This is a genomic window from Jeotgalibacillus campisalis (assembly GCF_000829515.1).
GTDB classification, from domain to species: Bacteria; Bacillota; Bacilli; order Bacillales; family Jeotgalibacillaceae; genus Jeotgalibacillus; species Jeotgalibacillus campisalis.
In genome coordinates this window covers 319,801-341,459 of the sequence record NZ_JXRR01000022.1, presented here as the reverse complement: position 1 = coordinate 341,459, position 21,659 = coordinate 319,801, and the positions used below count along the sequence as shown (strand labels likewise).

Genomic DNA, 21,659 nt, shown 5'->3' with positions numbered 1-21,659 from the left:
ACTTTGGTTTTGTTAACGAAATAATAGTTTGAATATTATGAAATGTGAATCTGGCCTGTTTGATATTGTAGTTGAATCACCGTCTAGATGTATCATTAAACGTTAGAGAAGAGCTAGAGTTTTAACAAAAATATAAGGGGGGGAGATGATATGAATTATTTAATAGGGGACCTGCCGACTGAGGCCATTCTATTAGGTTTATTTGCACTTCTCCTGACAGGCATAATCATAACAATCAGGCTGGCAAAGGAACAAAAAAAGACGATTAAGTCGGTAATCCTCCTTATAGCTATATTATTTCATGCCTTTAATTTCTATATCACTATGATTTACTGACTCCTTCACCAAAATATATTTCTGGCAACGGCAATCCGAATATCCCGTATATCTTTGTTTCATTCCTCCTGTTTCTCTCATTGTGTGTTGTGTTTACAAGAAAAATGGCGAATACCTTAAGTCGGAGGAATGGATGGATGATTCTATTCATCATGGTGATGAGTTCGATGATCAGTTTTGTTTGTCTGCTTTTTCAAGTAGAGTTTATTTCAAGAATAGAAAAAGAGCTTTACTATCCGATGGGCAGCTGGTGGAGCTGGTGGGAAAGCATTCATTTAAATTCTCTCTATTTTAATCTGTATACTTTTTTATTGGGGATGAGTGTTTCCGTTCTAATCGCGGGTGCTCTTGCTGTTAACAAAAAAAGGGGAGTGTAAGTTTCTTTCGCTGAAAGGTTTTTATAGAAATATAAATAAGTGAAATTTAGGAGCTGACATTTTGGATAAATTTAAAAAAATTGATGTTGAGCAACTTAATATTGTTGATGAAAATGGAACGGTTAGACTCAAATTATTTAACAACCAAAACATTCCTCCTGCAATTATAGACGGAGAAGATATTCTCCCTGGTCATCGTCAAAGTGATCCTATTGCCGGAATGATGTTTTATAATACAGAAGGTGATGAGACTGGCGGTTTAATTTATGGAAGTAAAAAGGATGAGGACGGAAATTATACAACTAGCGGTAGTTTGACTTTTGATCAATATAAACAAGACCAAGTTGTACAGATGGAACATAACGAGGAAAACGGTAAAAAAAACTATGGTTTTTCTATCTATGACAGACCAAATACCAATCTAAGAGAAGATATTATAAAAGATAAAGAAATCCGAGATTCAAAAAAATCCGAAAATGAAAAAATCCAGGAATTGAATAAATTGTGGGAAGGAAACGTTCGCCGTGCTTTTATGGGTAAAAATGGGGACGGGGATGTAATAGTACAACTCTCTGATAGTAAAGGGGAACCGAGAATTCGTATGGTAGTGGATCAATATGATACTCCAAGAATGGAATTCCTTGACGGGGAAGGAAATGTCCTATATAAACTGCCGCCAGAAGAATGAGTGGCATAATTAAATATTATGATAAATGGTAGATTAATCAAGATAGAATACCCTTTTTAAAAAGACTTTCGTTTCTGCTACATAACCCAAATTTGAATAGTAATCCACTAAAATTATATGGTGCGATTGTACAACAAGAGCAGTTGCTTTTTCACTTACGGTCAGACAAGTTGATTATGAAATGAAAGAAAAAGAGACTAAAGTAAAAGGAGTTACATCAATGATAAAAGGTTTATACGAAGCACATTTGCCTGTAAGTAATTTAAATCGTTCAATTGAATTTTATGAAGGACTTGGTTTGCTATTTGATCACAAGGTTGAAGACAAATTGGCTTTTCTATGGATTGAAAAAGATAAAAGTTGGTTGGGGTTATGGGAAACAAATAAGGTAGAAGTTGAGTATCATCCATCAATAAGACATATTGCATTTCACGTAACAGTAGAAGACTTAAAAAACTCAGTTGTTTGGCTAAAAAGTAAAGGTTGTCAGCCAAGAGAGGCTTTTGGTTTCGATCCTATTGAGCCTTTTGTAATGTCTCTAGAAGAACATGCACACGCTAAAATTCATTTTAATGACCCAGACGGTAACAGTTTAGAATTAATTTGTAAATTAGAAAACCCGCAAAAAATTAGGCAGCGTATGTATTTAAGTGAATGGGAACAATTAAATGAAATGTAATTTGTATGTTAAATAAAATACTTCAGCTACCGGGGTGCCTTGATTCAAGAAAAATTAACCGCCTTTTTAGTTGTAGTCTTTATTAAACAAATGAAGCAGGAACGTGTATTAATTGAGATTGCTATAATAATGAAGGATAGGAGGAAATCATGTTTTGCTTACTGTTGATGAAGAAATCACACTAAGAATATTGACCAAAGAAAACGCTGCTGATCTATTTAATATTGTTGAAAAGAATCGTGATTTTTTAAGAGAGTGGCTGCCATGGGTGGATAGTAAAAAGACTGTTGAAGACATTCAAACCTCAATCGAAAGATGGGGATATAAATATAGATCTAATACTGCAATAAATGCTGGGATTTTCTTTAGAGGTGAACTTGTAGGAATGGTGGCTTTTCCTGAAATAGATTGGAAGGCAATGAAGACAAGCTTCGGATATTGGTTATCACCTGATTTCGAAGGGAAAGGCATCGTAGTGAGATGTATCAAGGAGTTAACAAGCTATGCTTTTAGGAAGCTAAATCTAAATAGACTTGAAATAAGCTGTGCAGAAGAAAATGTAAAAAGCAGGGCGTTACCAGAAAAACTTGGCTATTTAAAAGAAGGCATATTACGTGATCATTATTATTTAAACGGCAACTTACATAATTTAATTGTTTATAGCATAATCAAAAGTGACTGGGAAAAGGTCACGGAAAATAAAAGGGTAAGATGTTAATTCAACTAAAACTAAAGATGAGCATCCCTTCGACAGGGAATGCCTTTTCTATAATAACGAAAAGGAAATTAATGTTAAACTAACGGATCAGGTTAGGGGAGAATATATGAGTAGGTTATTCGGTATTTTGATCATTAGTTTGTCATTACTAGCGGGATCTATCGTTTTACAAAATGCTATGCAAAATGGTGGGGGTCCACCTACTGTGACAGTCGTATTAATTGCAGTTGTTTTTGTTATAGGTCTTATATTGAGTTTCTCTAATGGTAAAAATACGCTTTAGAATTACTAAGAATTCTCTTAAAAAGTGTAATATGTATACATAATTTTGTAAGGAGGATTAAATATGGATACAACGCAACAAAACAGTACTGCTTGGGACCAGAAAGTAAAAGAGGGGTCTAGAGATACTAAGTCTGTAAGCACTGAAGTTATTGAAAGTGCTAAAAATGGTGATTGGGGAATTACTGTAACTACTGAAAAACATGTCCCTAGAGAATGGTTTCCTAATACGTTGAAAGGTTTGAAAATTCTTTGTTTAGCTTCCGGAGGAGGACAGCAGGCCCCAGTACTGTCAGCAGCAGGAGCAGATGATACGGTAACTGATATCTCTAAGAAACAGCTAGAACAAGATCATAAAGTTGCAGAAAGGGATGGGCTGTCTTTGGGGGCTAATCTTGAATAACGATTGGTTCCTATTTCAAAATGTTGACCAAAATAGTAAACAGGAGGGCATTTCTTGAAAAAAGAAATGCTTTTTTCGTATCTTCTTAAAAGGAAGTAAATGTTATTATTATAACTAAAGCTGGGTGTTTTACTTATACGAGATATCCTATCAAGACTATATTATGAAACGCTTAAGAAAGGAGTTATGTAAAATGAAGGGAAAAAATACCGAAACAAAACGCTCTTCAAAAGCAGAAGATATCCTCCTTCAGATCAATAGTAAAACTAAGCTGGGTGACTTAAGAAAAATCGCAAAAGACATCAAAAAAGATCACGAGCTGGCGATGGAACTTTGGTTAACCGGAGATTTTTTGCCCAGATTATTAGCCATTTTAATAATGGACAAAAAACTTCTCTCACAAGATGTGATAGATAAGCTTGATAAGGATATGCAGACTCATACTTTTGATGAGCGAAATAACTTAATGGATTGGTTAATGGCTAATCAGCTTACCAAAGACAAGAAAACCATTGCATTGATGCAGTCATGGGAAGATAGTTCTTCTACTCTTCAAAGGCGGGCTTTCTGGTATTATCAAGCGCGGTTGAGATGGACAGGGCAAACACCGCCTGACAACACCGAAAACCTGCTATCTGCATTAGAAGCGACTATTGGGCAGGAAGAACCGGAAGTTCAATGGGCCATGAATTTCACCGCGGGCTGGATAGGCGTTTATGATGAAAATAATCGCGCACGCTGTATTAAAATAGGTGAGAAAACGGGGCTTTACAAAGATGAAAAAGTATCAAAAGGATGTACTCCCAACTATTTGCCGGAGTTTATTACGATTGAAGTTAACAAAAGACTTAATAACTAGGTCACTTCTGAAAGATTCATAAGAGTGTAATGGAACAAAAACTTATTTAAAAGAGACATGTTTATCAAGTAAATAGCATTAACTAACATGAAGTTATCACTTTTCAGGAGGTATATTCTTGAGGTTATCAGGAATTGAAGCTGCAAATAAATTTACTGAAGAAAAATATTCCGAAAATGAACTTGTTTTTTAGCACTTAAGTAACGGATGTATTGTTTTAAGTGAGGCAGTGTAGACAGTGGAACTAGAGAAGCACGTATAAATAAAAGCCATCTCACTCAACTATTGAATGAGATGACTGCAGAATACTTTAATAAATGTAAAGGTTATTGTGAATGTAGTATATGATCATTCACAAACGCTTTAATAAAAAACACTTCATTATCATTAGGATCCCTTTTATACTCTGCTTTAAAGGACACCATCGCCTCTTCTAATGAAGGGGACTTTACTACTTGACTTGCTACTGTTACCTCTTCCCAATAAATATTCATTTCATTTGAATCACAGATCGATTCATGACCAAGCAGGAACATTTCTGCATTGTATTTTTGGATGTCTTTAATCATAGGCAATAATAAAGATTGCTTGTAATGAAATAGATCATTTGTGGTTGTACCATAAGCTGAATCACCCAAAAAAAGTACGTTTTCGTCAGGAACAAAAACGATTGTTGAGTCATCTGTATGGGTACTTTTAATCTTTTCGAGAATGCAAACTTTATTACCTAAATCAACAGTTAGTGTATTTTCAAAGATGACATCTGGAGATTTCAATGTGAAACCTTCCCTATTTGATATCTCAGTTTGTATAATCTTTATACACATAGCACTCAGCTTATTGGTAGAGCCATACTTTTGTAGTGAACGATCGTCATAGGACAAACGTTGCCATTCTTTTAACATTTTACTTGTTTGACTATTAACGATTATAGTTGCGTCAATTTCATTCAATCCTAAAAAATGATCCCAATGTGCATGGGTAATTACCACATATTTAACTGGCGGTACATTTATCTTTTCAATTTCCAATAAAAACTCCTTAGCATGCTGTGGAGAATTACCCGAATCGATTATCAAACTATATCTGTCACCGCATACCAGCCCTAATGTTGGCCGTTCTCTATCATCTTGATTAGATAAATAATAGATGGAATCACTTAATTTATTTAACATGTTATTTTCCTCTTTTCTATAAATTCATTTTATGAAGGAGAAAATCTACATGTTTATTCTAAAGTTATTAAAATAATTTAAGATTTTCTCAATTATTCGTTTACCATTGGACTGGTACCTCCTTGTTATACTAAAGAAAGTATACCACTTCGTCCTCTATATACATTAAGAAAGTTCGGAATATTTTTTATATTAGTAGTTTTACAAAGTACATATAGAACAATAGATAAATATTAAAAGAAAATAGATGGGGGAACTAAATTGTCCAATGACGTTCTAAAACAAAACAAAAAAAGTTGGGATAAAGTAGCGCATCATTTTAATGGGAAGGATGCATTGCCGAGCTATGGTCCTTTTGCACAAACAGAAGATGAGTTACGACTATTTGATGAAATTGTAGCTAAAAAAGTTCTTGATATTGGCTGCGGGAGCGGTCATTCATTGAAATACATGGCGGATCAGGGTGCCAGCGAACTATGGGGGATTGACTTATCTGAGGCTCAAATACAAACAGCAAAAGAAACGCTTGAGGGATTAGAAGCTCATTTGGTCTGTTCACCGATGGAAGAGGATTGTGGAATGCCTAAGCATTATTTTGATGTAGTTTACTCGATTTATGCTATCGGCTGGACGACAAATCTTTCAGCTGCGTTTAAACTTATCCATTCCTATTTGAAGCCAGGCGGTTCCTTTATATTTAGTTGGGATCATCCTCTCTACGCTCATTTGAAAAGTCACAACGGCCAAATCTATCTAGAAGGTGCCTATCAGGATGAAGGGGTAATCAAGTATCCCAACTTTAAGGGAGAAGAGGCTCCAGTGGTCATTCCAAAAAGAAAGATGGCTACTTATATTAATGAATTGATTCGAGCGGGATTTACCATTGAGTCCGTCATTGAAAGTGATGTTTCAGCTAATTTAGACGGAGTAAGTGAAGAGATTTCTGATCAATATTATTCTTTATACAAGGCAAGGAGATTCCCGACTACGATGATTATTAAATCGGTTAAAAGTTAACTCCTTCTTATTGAATAACACAGTGCATTCCTTCAACCAAGGGATGCTTTTTTTACTTGCCAATTAAGAGGAAATAAGTGTTAAAATGAATTGGTGAATTGAAAATTATTACAAAAAATAAAGGGGGAGTCTAATTATGTGGATAATTTTCGGAATCATTGCAATTATAGCAACATTAACTAATATCTTTTTGTTCTCAAGAGGAAAAGAGTATAAGCTTGCGATGGCGCTGGGCTTATCATTTACAGCCCTAACACTCTGCGCAGAATACAGTCTTGTATCGAATTGGGTAGAGGTGGAAGATATGGGCGCCTTATTGGATGTAGTGCCTACCGTGGAGAAGGCATTATGGTTTTTGACCATTGCTTCTATCCTGTTGAATATTATACCTATATTTTTAGAACGAAAAGATAAGAGAGCAAAGAAAGTAAGTGGCATATGAATATGCTATATAAAGTCCGCTAAGTCGGGAAAATTTAGATTTATAAACTAAGAATGAATGTCGAGGATGTGTTTGATTGCGGGAATCACTAAAGAAATTTCTGGAAACGGAGATTACTCATCAAGAATATTATGATGGAATTATTCGCTTTATACTTTCCGGTAACATTAGATGTGGAGAATATGAATGTAATGAATTTGTCGTGAAAAAAATGGATTTATTTAACTTTATTGTTTTTGATGAATATTTAATTGATAACAAGAGAGAAATTCATACTTCTTTTTCCGTTTCTAAAAGCAAACTGATTAATGCGGTCAATCAATATGCGAAAAAACAAGAATTCATAATGAGAAGTTTTGAGTGGGCAAATAATTAACAGTAAAATACCATCTAAGGGAAAAGATAATGGAGATTAAATTGGAAAAATTGCAGCCGGGTGATTCTAAATTTCTCTATGAATTTGAGATCGAGAACAGAGACTATATTGAGAAAATGGTACCTGGTCGCGGAGAAGACTATTACAGTTTTAATACCTTTAATTTAAGGCACGAGAACCCATTTAAGCAAGTATCTACTAGTAATGAGGAATTCATGATGAATGGAAACAGATTAAAGTTTGTTTGTTATGAGCGGGCTAATTGTTCAACAAAAGCTTTCTAGATAATGAAAAAAAGAATAATAACCAACAGGTCTAGCTTCGAACACAATAAATATTTAAGGAGAAAGAATAATGAAGACCGTTCATATTGCTAAAGTTGAGGATCTAGACAGAATAGCTCACATAGATAAAGAGGTTAGTGGCAATACAAGCAGGTTAAGTTATTTTAAGACATCTATTGACCTTAGAAATTGTATAATCGCAAAATGTGACAAAGAGATAGCAGGCTTCTTAATCTATGAAACAAATTTCTTTGATTGTGCTTTTATATCACTCGTGGTCATTTCACCGTCTTACAGACGAAAGGGATTTGCAAGTCTGTTATTAGATTATATGATGAGTCAATCTCCCACTCCAAAAGTCTTTTCTTCTACTAATCGCTCTAACCTTAGTATGCAGAAAGCATTTGATTCGAATGGTTTCATTGAAAGCGGGATCGTCGAAAATCTAGATGAAGGCGACCCGGAGATTATATATTTTAAATCTAAAGAGTAATTAATTTACTAATGAGAAGCTTAGTGGAAGGTCATAAGGTTTCTTATGTAGACTTACACAATAAACTTAAGCAGATAAGTTCAATAAAAGGGTATTATGGCAAAATAAGGACATCTAATTCAATTGGAAAAGAAGGTACCTGAATGGAATTCTTAAGTGAAAAATTAATTCTGATCGCTTTATTCATTTTTATCATCCATTCGGTAGAGACATTAGCTTATGCTGTGAGATTATCAGGGGCAAGGGTTAAAATGATCGCGTCAGCTTTATCCCTTTTTAACATTATGGTGATCGTCTCAAGGTTAGCAAATATGATGCAGCAACCTTTTACAGGAAATCTAATTGATACTGCTCCTAAGGAAAATACGTTGGAGTTTGTGGAAACACAATTTCGAATTCTTATTGGTGCATCCACTGCTGGAACGGTATTTGGAATGATACTGCTGCCAACTTTTATAGCTTTATTTTCTAGGGCGATCATTCATTTATCAGAGGAAAAAGGGTCTGTTCCTTCTTTAATGAAAAGAATAGTATCTATACAGTACATAAAACGAGGCATCACGCATTTTAGTCTGCCAAAGTTTTCTTACTTGCAGAATACCAGGATTAAGGATATTCCAATCAGTCTATTTGTAGCAAATATGGTTATTACAGCAATTTATACTATAGGTGTATTAGCTGCACTATATGCTGCTTTATTAGTACCTGACAGAGCTGGTACGGCTATTATGGCTTCCGGTTTAATAAATGGAATAGCAACGATCCTTTTGGTTATCATCATTGACCCGAAAATTTCTGTCTTGGCAGATGATGTTGTGAATCAAAGAGGAAGCTACGAAAAGCTAAAAAGCATTTCTATAATGATGGTCACTTCACGCTTGCTAGGTACGTTGCTGGCTCAAATTTTGTTTATTTGGGGAGCAAGGTATATTGCTTGGTTTACAGAATTCTACTAGGATCTAGTGGAAAAATATTAAGACGGTATATCATGAAATATAGATCGAATGAGGGATGATCAAATGGAGAAAAGCATTAGAAAAGGAAGTATATATGGATTCTTAATTTCTTTAGCCCTGGGCATTTTATTGGTGGATTACAAAATAACTACAGGTTTTAACGGTGGTTATACTACAGAGTATGTGCCTGTTTTTGAATATATTATGTCTATTCTTCGCTACAGTGTACTAGGCGCTTTAGCAGGAATGGTTGCTGGGTGGGGAGTATTCATTAAGAAAAAAAAGGTCAACGAACAGAATACATAGTCGTTTTTTATCTATTCAATTAGAGATGCTTTTTTATTTGGCAACTAAACGATAAGGGCAGGTTTTATGATAAGGACGAAGTTATACATAAAAAAGCTTTCCTAATGTAGCTCAACAGGGAGTTACGTTGAACAGAACAGAGTTTCTATACCACCAAAACTCCTTCCTGGTGTTTGCGGCGCATAATAAAGGGGATATGTTGATGAATATCAGCTTGATCATTTTAGGCATCATATATTTTTCGTGGGCTTGTAAACTCCAATAAGTGATTTTTATACCATGCCTATTTCATTAATTCTTATAGTTTTTGGGATCATCCGCTTCATAAAAAGACAATAATGAGCCTCGTTTTAGTCATCCTCATATAATACATGTTTTAGGAGGAGAAGAGTATGGAGGATTTACTAAAGGAGTTGGCAAGAACAAATTTATCAGGGGCACCCTTTCTCTTTGCTTATGGGATCACGTGGATAATCTGCGGGGTAGTATGGGTGAAATCACGTGCTTCTGTTGCTGCGATTGCTACATTATTTCAAGGAATGGTTGCTTTACCGGTAGCACTATTCATCATGTATTTGATGGGTGCTTTTGCGAACAGACCGGATACAGGTGAACTTGACAGTTTGGTAATCATTATTGCGATGAGTCAGTTATTAAGCCTGCCACTCTTAATCGTGATGTTTCGCAAGCAGCACTATTCTCTTATTCCATATGTTTTTAGCACTGTAGGAGCGGTTCATTTCGTCATGTACACCTGGCTCTACCAAACAATATCCTACATTGTAATGCCGGTTATCATTGTGACTGCAATCTCGGTTATATACTTTTTACATAGTGATAAGAAAGGTTTATCTGCTTCCGGTGCATCCAAAGTTTGCTTAGTGACTGGAATTACCCTACTTTTGAATGCTGTTTATTTGAGTTTTACTCATTTAAATTAAGAGAAATGAGAAAAGCAACGGTCCTCCTAGAGCGCAGGGAACCAGTCAAAAAGCCTGAGACAATTTTCTGTCCCAGGCTCTATTTCATTCATTCTTATCTATACGAGTGATGAGTTGGTTCAAATATCTCTTCTTCTGCCTTTCTTACAATTGAAAAATTTTCAACATTATAATGTCCATGAAGCGTTTCGTTATGATGCTGTATAATTTGCTCTGCATGTAAAACACCGCCATCAGTTGTGGAGTGTCCATCACCAACTAATGTAACATCCATCCCATTAATAGTGGCTGTTCTGACAGCACTATCTATGCAATGCTGGGTTGCACACCCCATGACCACGACATGTTCAATCTCTTGAGTTTTCAAGTGATGAAGCAGCCCTGTTCCATGAAACGAATTCGTTGCAGTCTTGTCAAAAATCATTGCCTCCTCAGGCACATTGATTTTTTCATGAATTTCAAATCTTTTGCCGCTGCCATCAGCAACCTCTAAGTCCCTTACAAAGATCATCGGAACATGAACGTTTTTTGCTTTTTCAATCACTGCATTGATCGTTGTAATCAGTTGTTCTTTCTTGAAAACACCGCTCTGTTCTTGATTCCCTTCAATTAACTCCTGTTGAGCATCAATGATTAATACTACTTGTTTCAATAATATTTCCCCTTTCAAATGTGGGGAACGCTTATTTAATTTGATGTGTTCCCCTGAATGTTTTGTACTTCGATACATCTTGTCATTTCCATACGATCTACCTCCTGCAGTAAGATTGTCCTCTAACGGAGTATTTACATTTTCAGACAATTTTATCGTAACATATTTTGTTGAAATAATCTGTCAGGCTATGGGACATTCTTTGGTCTCCTAACGAGTTCTCCGGTACAATTCGGACACACCTCTGAATTTTTCATCGTGCATTCTTTTCAAAACGTACGAGCTTACTAATTCCCAATGTAAGCTTATAAAATGGGTGAAACCAGCTTGGCAATGTTCTGTTTCACATTATCTTTCCATGATTGATTTTCATATATTTCTTGCGTCAGTTTAGTGGATAGTTTTTTATCTTGGACAAATAGATCTGCCATTTTCAACGCTGACTGCGAATCGTAGACAAAGGCATTCAACTCAAAATTTAGAGCGAAACTGCGTATATCCATATTGGCCGATCCCACCGAATAGGCTTTTCCGTCCACAATCAGTACCTTTGAATGCAGGAATCCATTTTTGTAACGATAGACTTTGACACCGTCCTGCAAAAGTTCCCGAGCAAATGCCAAGGTAGCGGAATGAACAAATAGATGATCTGCCAGATGGGGAATCATAATTTGTACGTCAACACCCCCGAGTGACGCGGTTCGCAAAGCATCCATTATAGACTGATCCGGTATAAAATAAGGCGTTTGAAGATAAATAGATTCACGCGCATGATGAATCATTTTCAAGTATCCATTTTTAATGTCTTCTTGAATATCCAAAGGACCGCTTGCAACAATCTGCATAGGAGTTCCTGTTGGATTCCCGATAGGCGGAAAATAATTTTCAGCATAGTTCATCGGATGTTTTTTAGATGCCTGATTCCAGTCAATAAAGAAACGGTTTTGAAGAGAATGCACGGCTTCCCCTTCAATTCTTAAATGTGTATCACGCCAATAACCGAATTCCTTTTTCTTACCGAGGTATTCGTCACCAACGTTAAAGCCTCCAATGTAGCCGATCAAACCATCCACCACCACAATTTTCCTGTGATTTCTGTGATTCAGCCGAGGGTTTATACTCGATAGCATTACTGGCAGGAACGCAGTAGTTTTTCCGCCAGCTGCTAAAAATTCATTAAAGAAGCTTTTTGATAGACTCTTTGAACCCAAACCGTCATATAGGAACTGTACGTTCACACCTTCACGTGCTTTTTCAGTCAGTAAGCTCATCAGACGGCGGCCTAAATCATCATCATTTAGGATAAAATACTGTAAATGAATGTGGTCTTTTGCATGTCGTATATCTTCAAACAGTTTGTTAAATTTCATTTTGCCATCATTGAATATCTTTACGTCTGTGGCTTTTGATAAGGGCGCTTCAGTTCTTGTTAAATTCATTTGGATAAGGTCCATCATTTCTTTTTCAACCGGAGAAGAATTACTGAAGCTGCCCGATTTTATTTCCTTCAGTTGTCGATCCATATTTTCGTGGTAATCCGGATTTTCATAAGCAGTCGATTGATTGAGACGCTTCTGTTTCAAGGGTCTTCCAAATAATAGATAAAGAAAAAAACCGAGGATTGGTACAAAAAAGAGAATCAGTATCCATGCCCAAGCCGAAGAAGCTTTCTTCCGTTCATAAAATAATATAAAAAAAGCTAGAATTACGTTTAAAAAAATGAAGATGTTACTTAGGATATTTAACCATTCAAAAGATATCATAAATCCTCCTTAGATCGGTTTAATCTAGTTACTCTTAAGGGACTGTTACGTATTCAATACCCTAACCTTTATGATAATAACGGTATGCGATTTATCTATGAAAAAAAGCAGAAGCTATTTTTTTATGTATGAGCAACTTCTTTGACAATAGTCCTCTATATAGATTACCTTTAATTCCGACCTAATTAATATGAATTTAAAGGATTTAATGAGAAAAACCATTTTAGGAGGGATTGGATTGAAGAAGATCTGGAAGGGTTATCTGAACACTTCACTCATTTTAAAGATTACGATTGCCCTTGCACTTGGTGTAGCCGTCGGGTTTATTTTCGGTGAGCAGGCATCTGTGCTGACACCACTTGGCGATCTGCTGATGAATCTATTGAATTTCTTAATTCTGCCGCTTATTTTGTTTACACTGATTGTGGGGGTGAATCAGACAAAGCTGAATTCGCTTGGTCGGATGGGCGGAAAAGTATTTCTTTATTACGCTGCTACGTCTGCAGTTGCGATTATGGTCGGGTTGACCGTCGCTTCACTTTTTTCACCCGGTACAGGAATGACGCTTGATACGAGCGAAACATTTGAAGCACCGGAGAATCCGGGCGTAGTGAGTGTACTGCTTAGCATTGTGCCTTCAAATATTGTGACAGCCTTCTCAGAGTTTAATCTGCTTGGGATCATTTTTACTGCTATTATTTTTGGCATTGCCATTTCTTATCTGCGTTCAAAAGAAGAGACACATGAAATTGGGGAGCAGGTATATGGCGTGGCAAATGGGCTGAATGAAGCAACGCTCTTCATTGTAAAAGGGGTCCTTCAATATGTGCCAATTGGCGTATTCGCCATTGTCGCCAACACGGTAGGGACGCAGGGCAGCGGAATTCTGCTTGAATTATGGAATGTGGTCATGGTGCTGTACGTGGGCATTGCAGTTCAGCTTGTCCTGTATACACTCGTGCTAATCCTGTTCAAAATTAATCCAGCAGTATTTTTCAAACAAGCCAGAACCCCCATGCTGACGGCGTTTGTCACGCAAAGCAGTTCAGGTACACTGCCAGTCACGCTAAATGCAGCAAAAAATTTGGGTCTATCCAAAAGTCTATACGGCTTCAGCCTTCCGCTTGGCGCCACGATCAACATGGATGGTGCAGCGATTCGAATTGCGGTATCAGCTGTATTTGCAGCCAATGTAGTCGGTCAGCCGCTAAGTTTTTCTGAAATGCTAATGGTGGTACTTGTCGGAACGCTTGCATCCATCGGAACTGCAGGTGTGCCGGGCGCTGGGATCGTCATGATCGCAACCGTATTTGCCCAGCTCGGTTTGCCAATGGAAGCTGTCGCACTGCTTGCTGCTATTGATATACTCGTTGGGATGGGCGCAACCATGCTAAATGTCACAGGAGATCTTGTAGGTTCGAATGTGATTAACAAGACAGAAGAAAAGAATAAAGCTGCTTAATAGGTGAAGCTGTCCTGTAATGGGGCAGCTTTTTTGTATGAAAGCTTTAAGTAGAAGTGCGTTTTCTTTGCCTGCAAAAAGGAAATTAATGTTAAGATAAAAGAAGAGGAAAAATCAGGTAAGAAAATTTGGTTAATAAGAAGAGAGAAGAAGAGAGTCCAGAAGAAAGAATGAATATGAAAAATGATTTATTTAAAGAGGAAAGAGGCGCTTACCAAAAGACTAGGAGAAGTAAACGCGATATTGAAAAGGAGGATAAAATTGGCTGAAAAAAAATGGGACTTACGGGAAATTAAGAAGGTGAAAAAGAAACTGCTGGTCCAATACAACATCGCATTTCTTCTAATATTTTTACTGTATAGTTATTTTGCTGAGAATGTAAAGCTGTCCTTCCTTATAGGGTTATTTTGTGTATTTTCATTGATTGTAGTGGCAATCCTACTATACATAAGATTGACAGGAAAATCTTTTGGGACAAAAGCGAGCAGAAAGGAACAGGCATTCGACAGAGACCGCATAGGAGAGAAACGTTGGAAGCGGCAGAAAATAAATGAAATAGTCGCCGTGGGCGTTTCAGGCGTTGTTATGGCCGTTGTATTATTTAGTTTAAATGTTGATTCTACAAGATTTGATTCTAATAGCATCGCCTACGCTTTTGTTGGTACTTGGATAGGTTTAAATATAAGTCAAATTATTAGAATAAAAAGATTATAAAAGCGCAGACAAAGGAGAACTGATCCTATTAACTCCATCTATAATTGAAGAAAGGACGTAGTTTTACATAATCAACCGTTTATGCCCGAAAACGCTGTGTTTGTTCAAACTGAATATGATAAAGGAAATATCGTTCTAGCTGGACCATTTGGTGGTTCAGTACACGAACAAAGGCGGGTAAATATGAAGATCAAAATCAATGTTTTGTCTCTCCTCTGAAATTAGAAAACTCTATTCCTATATTATCTTACATACCGATTATGATAAACTTACTTAAATGGTTTAATTTACCTGTATGCTATCGCAGGAGTCTCTTATGGAATACAAGATTGTATTTTTAGATATTGATGGAACGATTACAAGCGACGAAGATGGCAGTATTTCAACTAATACGATAGAAGCGATAAAAGCGTTAAAGAAGAAGGGATTAAAGGTTGTGGCTGCAACAGGGCGCCCTTTATCAATGTGTAATGAAATCAAGAAGTTAGGGATTGATACATTCATCACCGCAAATGGTGCTTATGTAGTGAATGATGAAGAAGTTATTCATAAAGTTCCAATGGACAAAAATATACTGCAAGATGTGGTGGAATTTGCTGCAGCGCAAAACCACGGACTGTCATTTTATACGGATGGTCTTTCTATGAACGGAGTGAGAGACGACAATATATTAAGAGCATTAAAGGAAACGTTATCATTGAGTGATTATCCAGAGATCAATCAAGGTGAATTTAATCACGAAGTATTTCTACTTTGTCTGTTTGCGAATGATGAAATGGTTGATACCTATATTCATAAGTTTCCTCACCTTTCATTTAGAAGATGGCACCCTTTCATATTAAATGTTCTGAAGGAAGACGTATCTAAATCATTAGCCGTAATGAAAACTCTCGAGTATTTTAAAATACATCAAAGTGAAGCTATTGCGTTCGGTGACGGAGAAAACGATGTAGATATGCTGGAATTAGCAGGGTTAGGTATTGCAATGGGAAACGGGAGTGAAAAGTTAAAATTGGCTGCAGATTTTGTAACAAAAAAATCCAGCAAAGATGGTATAGCGTTTGCATTGAAAAAATACGGGATTATTTAATTGCTATCTTTAACAGCAACCAGGATTAAACATTAGAGGCGACGATGCATCTTGGAAAGAGTATTTTGCAACAACTACGGAGCCTGTAAAAGTTAAAAGTATACTGTATTTGTTTTGGGAGATCATTGGGAGAGAGAAGCGTTGATAATAATATTAAGCTAAAGGCTCAGATTAGTTGAAGAATAACTGTTGAAAAAACTGAGCTGATACCTGCTTATTCTACTATGCATTGGTGTGTTTGTGTTAAAAAAAGAAAAAATCACATATATATACATTGATATAGAGGAAGAAAAAGAGGTGAACGACAACGAATAAAACCAAGAGATTACCCAACTTAGATGGAACGATGGTATTTTTAATTTCCGTTTTAGTTTTTGATTTGGTTGTTATTATAATGTCGATTAATAATTATTATTTCTCCTTTGTAAAATCCACTAATAATAAGTTGCCCATCCTGCTTACTTTAGTTGCATTTTATATTTTTGCTTATGCTCACAAGATAGACCGAGTATTGATTATAATCGTTACGATTACAGCGATCCTATTTTTAGGATGGTTTTCGGTAACTAATAACTCCTATCATACCATTGGCTCCCCAACAGGTAACGTAAAGGTAATGATAGGACATAGAAACGCCACCTTAGGAGAAACTAATCACTTTTACAATTTCTATCTTTACACATCTATTCCTGGTCTAATGAAAAAAATAAAAGAACATAGTATTCAAACTAGGCGAATTATCGCTGACGACTTGGATGTGTTGGGAGTAGATGAGGCTGAATGGATAGAGGACGAGAAAGTAATTTTCCACTCTTCCTATGTTGAAACCACACAAGTTTACTTAAAAGAGTAGGGATTACATCCATTTTAAAAAATAAAAGGAATTTAATGTAAATAAAATGGGCAGGTAGCTTTAAAGAACTTCCCCCTAGGAGGATTGGTTATGGGAATCTTTTCTCTGATAAAACCACTTAAAAAATATGAGGATTATGTATATAAAGCTGGTACATATGATAATTGGTTTCTAAAAAGGAAAGCCATAAAAGTGATGAGCCTTGCCACGGAACAGAATTTCAGCAAGGAAGAAATATCAAGTGGTCTAATTTATCTAGGACGGTTATATTCCTCTTCAAAAGAATATCAAAAGGCATCGGATTGTTATAATAAAGCATTTGAATTAATGAAAAACGAAAATTTTAAATACAGTAGTAATTTTAAAAAAATGATCCAAACGTTTACCAAAAGTGGAGAGCAGCAGAAGGCACAATATTGGCTGGACAATCTGCTTCAAAGACAAAATTATGATAAGAATTATAAAAAGCTGAAAGCACTTCAAAGAAAGGCAAAGCATTAAACTATGTACAAATAACAGAATAGGTTAACTTAAATTATAATAGAAATAATTCCAGGTTATTTATAGAACCTATATGGAACTAGTAATAAGTAAAGTAATTTCAATGTTAGTAATTTTATTACTTGTAACGACGATCCAAACATTAGCGTATCCCACCAGAACTGAGAATAAAAAGGCTGGATGGGGAACAAAAAATAGAAGGTAATAAAATAATGCGAACTACTTTACAAGAATTTAGGGGGAAAAGAATGAAATACATAAAGCCATTTTTAGTATTTGAATGGATTACAATTTTAGGAGTATCAACAGCAGCTTATATACGTTTGGATTTTCCGCTTTATATTTGTATAAGTATGGTTTTATTAGGGGTTGTCCTTACTCTTTTCTTTTCAAGACGCTATGAAAAAAAAGAAGAAAGTATCAATAGTGAAAATAAATCTGAAATTTAAGTATCATCAAATCAAGTCCCCTAATATATCCCATGTCATCGCTTAGTACCCTAAATTGATAGAGTATACATCGCATTTTCATTCTAATGCGTGTTGGTTAAACCAAAAAGACATAGGGCACTTTTCCTCCGAAATCCACTTAACGGATGATAAAAGTTTTTAATGCAGGCACTAAAGAACAGACAGCTGCATTTAGTCCAGGTGATTACCTAAACTCATATATCTCCTTTAAAAATGCAATAGAAAGCGCTTAATAAATGATCAATTTGAAAAATTGAAGAGACTGTTCTGAACGAAAAATCATGGATAGAACATTTTCCTAACATACTCAAATAGTTACACGAAGATTAAACGTTATCTATCATCAACAAACGAGTGTAACCTTTAGCCAAGGAGAAGAGAGAGCATGAAAAAGTTATATTCAGTTTTAGTTATCACGGCGATGGGAGTTTTCATATTCATTTACTTAAATAGTTCATTTTACCAAAATGGAAACAATGAGGAATCGATTGTAAAAACAATCCAATCATTAGATTTATTTGAGAATTCTTCAATAGAGATTATAGATATTAAAGATGTAGGTGAAGAAAGAGTAGTTGCATTTTTAAGCAATAACACTCCTGCCTATTCTCACTTTGAAAAAGATAAATACGGTAATTATGATTGGAAGTCTGCTGAAAAAAAAGAAGGGACTCTTGCTCACTTTTTAATCACATTAAGTCAAGATATGGGTGATGGATATCCCAATTTAATTTACCTAACAATTACAACGCAAGATAACGAAATTTCGAAAATGGAGTTAGGGGCTAATGAATACGTATTCGTTGAAGCGTTTGACTTAAATAGAAATTCTGCAACTTGGACAGAGCTGCCTAAAGAGAAAGAGATTGCGATTGAGCATAAATATTACGATATAGATGGGAATTTAATCGAAAACGAGTAACCATTGGGGAAAAAAATGTGGCTGTAGTTATTCTGCCTTAACTATATTCAGTAAACGAGGGTACGTTTCTTGATGAAAAGATATCCCTTTTTAAAGTAAACAAAAAGGATATTAATGTTTAACAACTGGGGATTTTAATTGAAAAGGACTACTCAAAAAGTTGATTTCCCAACGTAAAGGAAATCGGCTTTTTTAGATTGAAAAAAATTTTTTCTGGAAATATGTTGACTATTCAGTTGAACTGTAATAACGTATTATTAAGTTGTACTATATAGTTGGACTGAATAGAGGTTGAGAGTATGAAGCACAAATTATTACCGTTGTCTGAAACCATGCATTATATTTTATTAGCTCTGCGTGAACCGCACCATGGCTATGCCGCCATGCAGAAGATAGAAGAAATCAGTAAAGGCACCGTTATATTGGCGGCTGGTACATTATATGGTGCGATTGAAAACCTGAATAAACATGGTTGGATTGAATCGGTGGGAAACTCGGGCAGGAGAAAAATTTATAAGATCACGACAGATGGAGAAGCCGTTTTAAAAATGGAGCAGGAAAGGTTATTGCACATCATATCCTTGTATGAAGGAAGTGACTGAAATGAAAAAAGTTAAAGTGTTTTTTAACATTGAAAAAGAAGAAAAATGGCTGAATGAGCAATTACAAAAAGGCTATCGCTGCAAAAATATCAGCAGCTTGGGCGTATACACCTTCGAAAAAACGAACAAAAAATATGTTTTGCGGCTTGATTTTCAGGATAATTTACCGAAAAACAAGCTTGAGGAATATAAAGCAATGTATGAAGATTTCGGCTGGACCTATGTAAAAGGGTCCGGGCTTAGCGGTATAAGGTATTGGCAAAAAGTAGACAATGAGCAAAATGAAATCTTTTCGGATCGCCAATCGAAGGGGAACTATTATAGACGATTAATGGCTTATTCCTTTATGCTCGGCGCGCTTTGCTTGGCTTATTCCTTCATGCTTTACAGCGACTCAAGCTTGTACCATGAAGGACTTTGGAGTATGAACGGTTCATTATTTTGGAAAGCTTTTATCTTTGAATCTCCATTTGTTCTTTTGAAGCTGCTTCCCGTATTCTTGGTTGTTATGTTTGGAAGAAGTTACTACAAAGCGTATCAAAAGTATTCAATGCTAAAAGAACAATAATGCGAAAGGGTAATAACGAATTACCACATTGGGGCGCTTATATAAAAAGGCGCCTTTTTGCATGGAGAAATAAAATTGCAAGATGGAGAACACTGAAAGAACGCACGTTCGTTTACATAACTCGTCTCTGGGTAAAGATAGAATAAAAGTGCGGAGGTGAAGGCTGATGCTAGAGGTGGTATGGTTAAAACGGGATCTGCGATTACATGATCATAAGCCCTTGACAGAAGCGTTAAAGTCAGGGCAGCCCATACTCGTGATTTATGTAGCTGAGCCATCTATCTGGCTGGAGTCAGAGCTTTCTGCCCGGCATTTTCAGTTTGTAAAAGAGAGTCTGCACGATCTCCAAAATCAGGCTAAACAAAGAGGAGGATCTTTAACCTTTGCCATTGGCGAAATGGAAGAGATTCTAGATGCCATCCATACCGAATACGGAGATTTTGTCCTTCACGCCCACGAAGAAAACGGAACCCCTCTGACATTTAAACGAGATCTGCGTGTACATAAGTGGATGAAAGAACGCGAACTCATCTTTAATGAATATCAGCATTATGGTGTGGTCAGGCGGTTAAAGTCGAGAGATGATTTTCATGATAAATGGATAGCCTTTATGAAGGAAAAAGTACTGCCCAGCCCAGATGCTTTAACGACCGTTGATCCAGCGGCGTTACCCGCAGTGCTTTCAAACAATATAGACGTGCTGAATCAGCTTGAAGTCAGCGGGCCGCTTCTTATGTCGGGACAAGTTGGCGGAGAAAGAGAATCCATGGAAGTATTTAAGAGTTTTTTGCGCGAACGCTCAAAGAAATATCAGTTCCACATTTCAAAACCGCTGCGCTCATCTATTTCCTGCAGCAGGCTTTCCCCTTATATCGCATGGGGGAATTTATCGGTTCGGTTTATTGTCCAGAAAACACAATCCACAATGGCGAAGCTGGAGGATGATCAGCATAAAAATCACCTGAATATGTTTATGTCGCGTATTCACTGGCACTGTCACTTTATTCAACGAATCGAAGACGATCCGGAAATCACAAATGTCACCATCAATAAAGCATTTGATGAGGTTCGTGAAAAATGGGATGAAGAAGTTTTTGATCGTTGGTATCAAGGACAGACAGGCATCCCCATGATTGATGCTTCTATGCGGGCACTGCATGAAATCGGCTGGATTAATTTTCGCTCTCGTGCAATGGTGATCTCCTTTATCTGTAACACCATGCTTCTGGACTGGCGTAAACCGGCAGACGCTCTAGCAGGACTATTTTTAGATTATGAGCCTGGCATCCACTATAGTCAGGTTCAAATGCAGGCCGCAACAACAGGGTTCAACACGATTAGAATCTATAACCCAATCAAGCAGGGAATCGATCATGATCCAACCGGTGCTTTTATCAGAAAGTACATTCCTGAACTTCGGGGAATCTCAAATGAGTTCATCCACACTCCCTGGGAAAGCGGGCAGGAGCTGAATGGCTACCCTGAACCAATGGTGGATATCCAGCGGGCAAACCAGCATGCACGAAGCATACTTTGGTCGGTCAAACAAACCAAGGATGCAAAAGAAATTGCTGAGAACAAACTAAAAAAGCATGGAAGCAGACAATTTCCAGGAAAGAAAAAAGCAAAAAAGTCACCAGGCGCTGAACAGCTTTCGTTGGATTTGTTTGATTGAAATAGGTGAAGACCCAAAAAACATTTAAGTGGAAATTTGTAGGAAATTTTTAAAA

At 36.4% G+C, this 21,659-nt stretch carries 27 protein-coding genes and 2 pseudogenes; 25 read left to right on the top strand and 4 right to left on the bottom strand.

Annotated features, from left to right (window positions below):
* Positions 1–150: 150 nt before the first annotated feature.
* The 7 genes and pseudogenes from KR50_RS17515 (at position 151) to KR50_RS17485 (ending at position 4,342) form a co-directional block, all read left to right on the top strand.
* A complete protein-coding gene (locus tag KR50_RS17515) occupies positions 151–336 on the top strand; it encodes a hypothetical protein (RefSeq protein WP_041061647.1) in 186 nt (61 codons plus the stop codon).
* 137 nt (positions 337–473) lie between these two features.
* Positions 474–713, top strand: a complete 240-nt coding sequence (locus KR50_RS17510) for a hypothetical protein (RefSeq protein ID WP_041061645.1) — start codon at positions 474–476, stop codon at positions 711–713.
* 61 nt (positions 714–774) lie between these two features.
* On the top strand, positions 775–1,401 hold the full coding sequence (locus KR50_RS17505; protein ID WP_232304307.1) for a hypothetical protein: 627 nt from the start codon (positions 775–777) through the stop codon (positions 1,399–1,401).
* A gap of 220 nt (positions 1,402–1,621) precedes the next feature.
* Positions 1,622–2,080 (top strand): VOC family protein, encoded by a 459-nt coding sequence (locus KR50_RS17500; RefSeq protein WP_041061641.1) that lies wholly within the window; start codon positions 1,622–1,624, stop codon positions 2,078–2,080.
* Positions 2,081–2,234: 154 nt separating this feature from the next.
* Complete coding sequence (locus KR50_RS17495) at positions 2,235–2,798, top strand: GNAT family N-acetyltransferase (RefSeq protein WP_041061639.1); 564 nt, start codon at positions 2,235–2,237, stop codon at positions 2,796–2,798.
* Positions 2,799–3,144: 346 nt separating this feature from the next.
* Positions 3,145–3,465 (top strand): annotated as a pseudogene (locus tag KR50_RS17490) (SAM-dependent methyltransferase); the annotation flags it as partial.
* Positions 3,466–3,676: 211 nt separating this feature from the next.
* Positions 3,677–4,342, top strand: a complete 666-nt coding sequence (locus KR50_RS17485) for a DNA alkylation repair protein (protein WP_041061636.1) — start codon at positions 3,677–3,679, stop codon at positions 4,340–4,342.
* A 326-nt stretch (positions 4,343–4,668) separates the two neighbouring features.
* Here KR50_RS17485 and KR50_RS17480 read toward each other — a convergent pair whose 3' ends face one another.
* The gene (locus tag KR50_RS17480) at positions 4,669–5,517 is read right to left on the bottom strand and encodes an MBL fold metallo-hydrolase (RefSeq protein WP_041061634.1); all 849 of its coding nucleotides are present in this window, start codon (positions 5,515–5,517) and stop codon (positions 4,669–4,671) included.
* Positions 5,518–5,778: 261 nt separating this feature from the next.
* Between KR50_RS17480 and KR50_RS17475 the strand changes: the two genes are divergently transcribed.
* The 8 genes from KR50_RS17475 to KR50_RS17440 all read left to right on the top strand — a co-directional run bounded on the left by KR50_RS17475 (position 5,779) and on the right by KR50_RS17440 (position 10,332).
* Positions 5,779–6,534: a class I SAM-dependent methyltransferase gene (locus tag KR50_RS17475; RefSeq protein WP_041061631.1), complete on the top strand. Its 756-nt coding sequence runs from the start codon at positions 5,779–5,781 to the stop codon at positions 6,532–6,534.
* Between the two features lie 136 nt (positions 6,535–6,670).
* Positions 6,671–6,976 carry a hypothetical protein gene (locus KR50_RS17470; RefSeq protein WP_041061628.1) on the top strand — a complete coding sequence of 102 codons (306 nt, stop codon included), beginning with the start codon at positions 6,671–6,673 and terminating at the stop codon, positions 6,974–6,976.
* A 76-nt stretch (positions 6,977–7,052) separates the two neighbouring features.
* Positions 7,053–7,352, top strand: a complete 300-nt coding sequence (locus tag KR50_RS17465) for a hypothetical protein (protein WP_041061625.1) — start codon at positions 7,053–7,055, stop codon at positions 7,350–7,352.
* Between the two features lie 29 nt (positions 7,353–7,381).
* Positions 7,382–7,636, top strand: coding sequence for a hypothetical protein (locus tag KR50_RS18105; RefSeq protein WP_052477196.1), 255 nt, complete (start codon positions 7,382–7,384; stop codon positions 7,634–7,636).
* Between the two features lie 70 nt (positions 7,637–7,706).
* A complete protein-coding gene (locus KR50_RS17455) occupies positions 7,707–8,129 on the top strand; it encodes a GNAT family N-acetyltransferase (protein WP_041061622.1) in 423 nt (140 codons plus the stop codon).
* 143 nt (positions 8,130–8,272) lie between these two features.
* On the top strand, positions 8,273–9,085 hold the full coding sequence (locus KR50_RS17450) for a lipid II flippase Amj family protein (protein WP_041061619.1): 813 nt from the start codon (positions 8,273–8,275) through the stop codon (positions 9,083–9,085).
* 63 nt (positions 9,086–9,148) lie between these two features.
* The gene (locus tag KR50_RS17445) at positions 9,149–9,391 is read left to right on the top strand and encodes a hypothetical protein (protein WP_041061617.1); all 243 of its coding nucleotides are present in this window, start codon (positions 9,149–9,151) and stop codon (positions 9,389–9,391) included.
* A gap of 392 nt (positions 9,392–9,783) precedes the next feature.
* Positions 9,784–10,332 (top strand): DUF7010 family protein, encoded by a 549-nt coding sequence (locus tag KR50_RS17440; protein ID WP_041061615.1) that lies wholly within the window; start codon positions 9,784–9,786, stop codon positions 10,330–10,332.
* 94 nt (positions 10,333–10,426) lie between these two features.
* Here KR50_RS17440 and KR50_RS17435 read toward each other — a convergent pair whose 3' ends face one another.
* From KR50_RS17435 to cls, 3 genes and pseudogenes are all read right to left on the bottom strand, one after another.
* Positions 10,427–10,984, bottom strand: a complete 558-nt coding sequence (locus KR50_RS17435) for an isochorismatase family protein (protein ID WP_041061866.1) — start codon at positions 10,982–10,984, stop codon at positions 10,427–10,429.
* Between the two features lie 188 nt (positions 10,985–11,172).
* A pseudogene (locus tag KR50_RS18915) lies at positions 11,173–11,244 on the bottom strand (DUF1272 domain-containing protein); the annotation flags it as partial.
* Positions 11,245–11,289: 45 nt separating this feature from the next.
* Positions 11,290–12,747, bottom strand: coding sequence for a cardiolipin synthase (gene cls / locus KR50_RS17430; RefSeq protein ID WP_052477195.1), 1,458 nt, complete (start codon positions 12,745–12,747; stop codon positions 11,290–11,292).
* Between the two features lie 238 nt (positions 12,748–12,985).
* On the opposite strand from cls, the gene KR50_RS17425 reads away from it, so the two are divergent.
* The 10 genes from KR50_RS17425 to KR50_RS17380 all read left to right on the top strand — a co-directional run bounded on the left by KR50_RS17425 (position 12,986) and on the right by KR50_RS17380 (position 21,604).
* Positions 12,986–14,209, top strand: coding sequence for a dicarboxylate/amino acid:cation symporter (locus KR50_RS17425; protein WP_041061612.1), 1,224 nt, complete (start codon positions 12,986–12,988; stop codon positions 14,207–14,209).
* 261 nt (positions 14,210–14,470) lie between these two features.
* Positions 14,471–14,923, top strand: coding sequence for a hypothetical protein (locus tag KR50_RS17420; protein ID WP_041061609.1), 453 nt, complete (start codon positions 14,471–14,473; stop codon positions 14,921–14,923).
* Positions 14,924–15,239: 316 nt separating this feature from the next.
* A complete protein-coding gene (locus KR50_RS17415) occupies positions 15,240–16,013 on the top strand; it encodes a Cof-type HAD-IIB family hydrolase (protein ID WP_041061606.1) in 774 nt (257 codons plus the stop codon).
* Positions 16,014–16,359: 346 nt separating this feature from the next.
* Positions 16,360–16,866: a hypothetical protein gene (locus KR50_RS17410; RefSeq protein WP_052477194.1), complete on the top strand. Its 507-nt coding sequence runs from the start codon at positions 16,360–16,362 to the stop codon at positions 16,864–16,866.
* Between the two features lie 90 nt (positions 16,867–16,956).
* Positions 16,957–17,367 (top strand): hypothetical protein, encoded by a 411-nt coding sequence (locus KR50_RS17405; RefSeq protein ID WP_041061603.1) that lies wholly within the window; start codon positions 16,957–16,959, stop codon positions 17,365–17,367.
* A 248-nt stretch (positions 17,368–17,615) separates the two neighbouring features.
* Positions 17,616–17,816, top strand: a complete 201-nt coding sequence (locus KR50_RS17400; RefSeq protein ID WP_041061601.1) for a hypothetical protein — start codon at positions 17,616–17,618, stop codon at positions 17,814–17,816.
* Positions 17,817–18,222: 406 nt separating this feature from the next.
* Positions 18,223–18,759: a hypothetical protein gene (locus tag KR50_RS17395; protein ID WP_041061598.1), complete on the top strand. Its 537-nt coding sequence runs from the start codon at positions 18,223–18,225 to the stop codon at positions 18,757–18,759.
* A gap of 299 nt (positions 18,760–19,058) precedes the next feature.
* On the top strand, positions 19,059–19,361 hold the full coding sequence (locus tag KR50_RS17390) for a PadR family transcriptional regulator (RefSeq protein ID WP_041061595.1): 303 nt from the start codon (positions 19,059–19,061) through the stop codon (positions 19,359–19,361).
* A gap of 1 nt (position 19,362) precedes the next feature.
* Entirely contained in the window at positions 19,363–19,929 is a 567-nt protein-coding gene (locus KR50_RS17385) for a DUF2812 domain-containing protein (RefSeq protein WP_041061592.1), read from the top strand.
* Positions 19,930–20,095: 166 nt separating this feature from the next.
* Positions 20,096–21,604 (top strand): cryptochrome/deoxyribodipyrimidine photo-lyase family protein, encoded by a 1,509-nt coding sequence (locus KR50_RS17380; RefSeq protein WP_041061589.1) that lies wholly within the window; start codon positions 20,096–20,098, stop codon positions 21,602–21,604.
* Positions 21,605–21,659 lie beyond the last annotated feature (55 nt).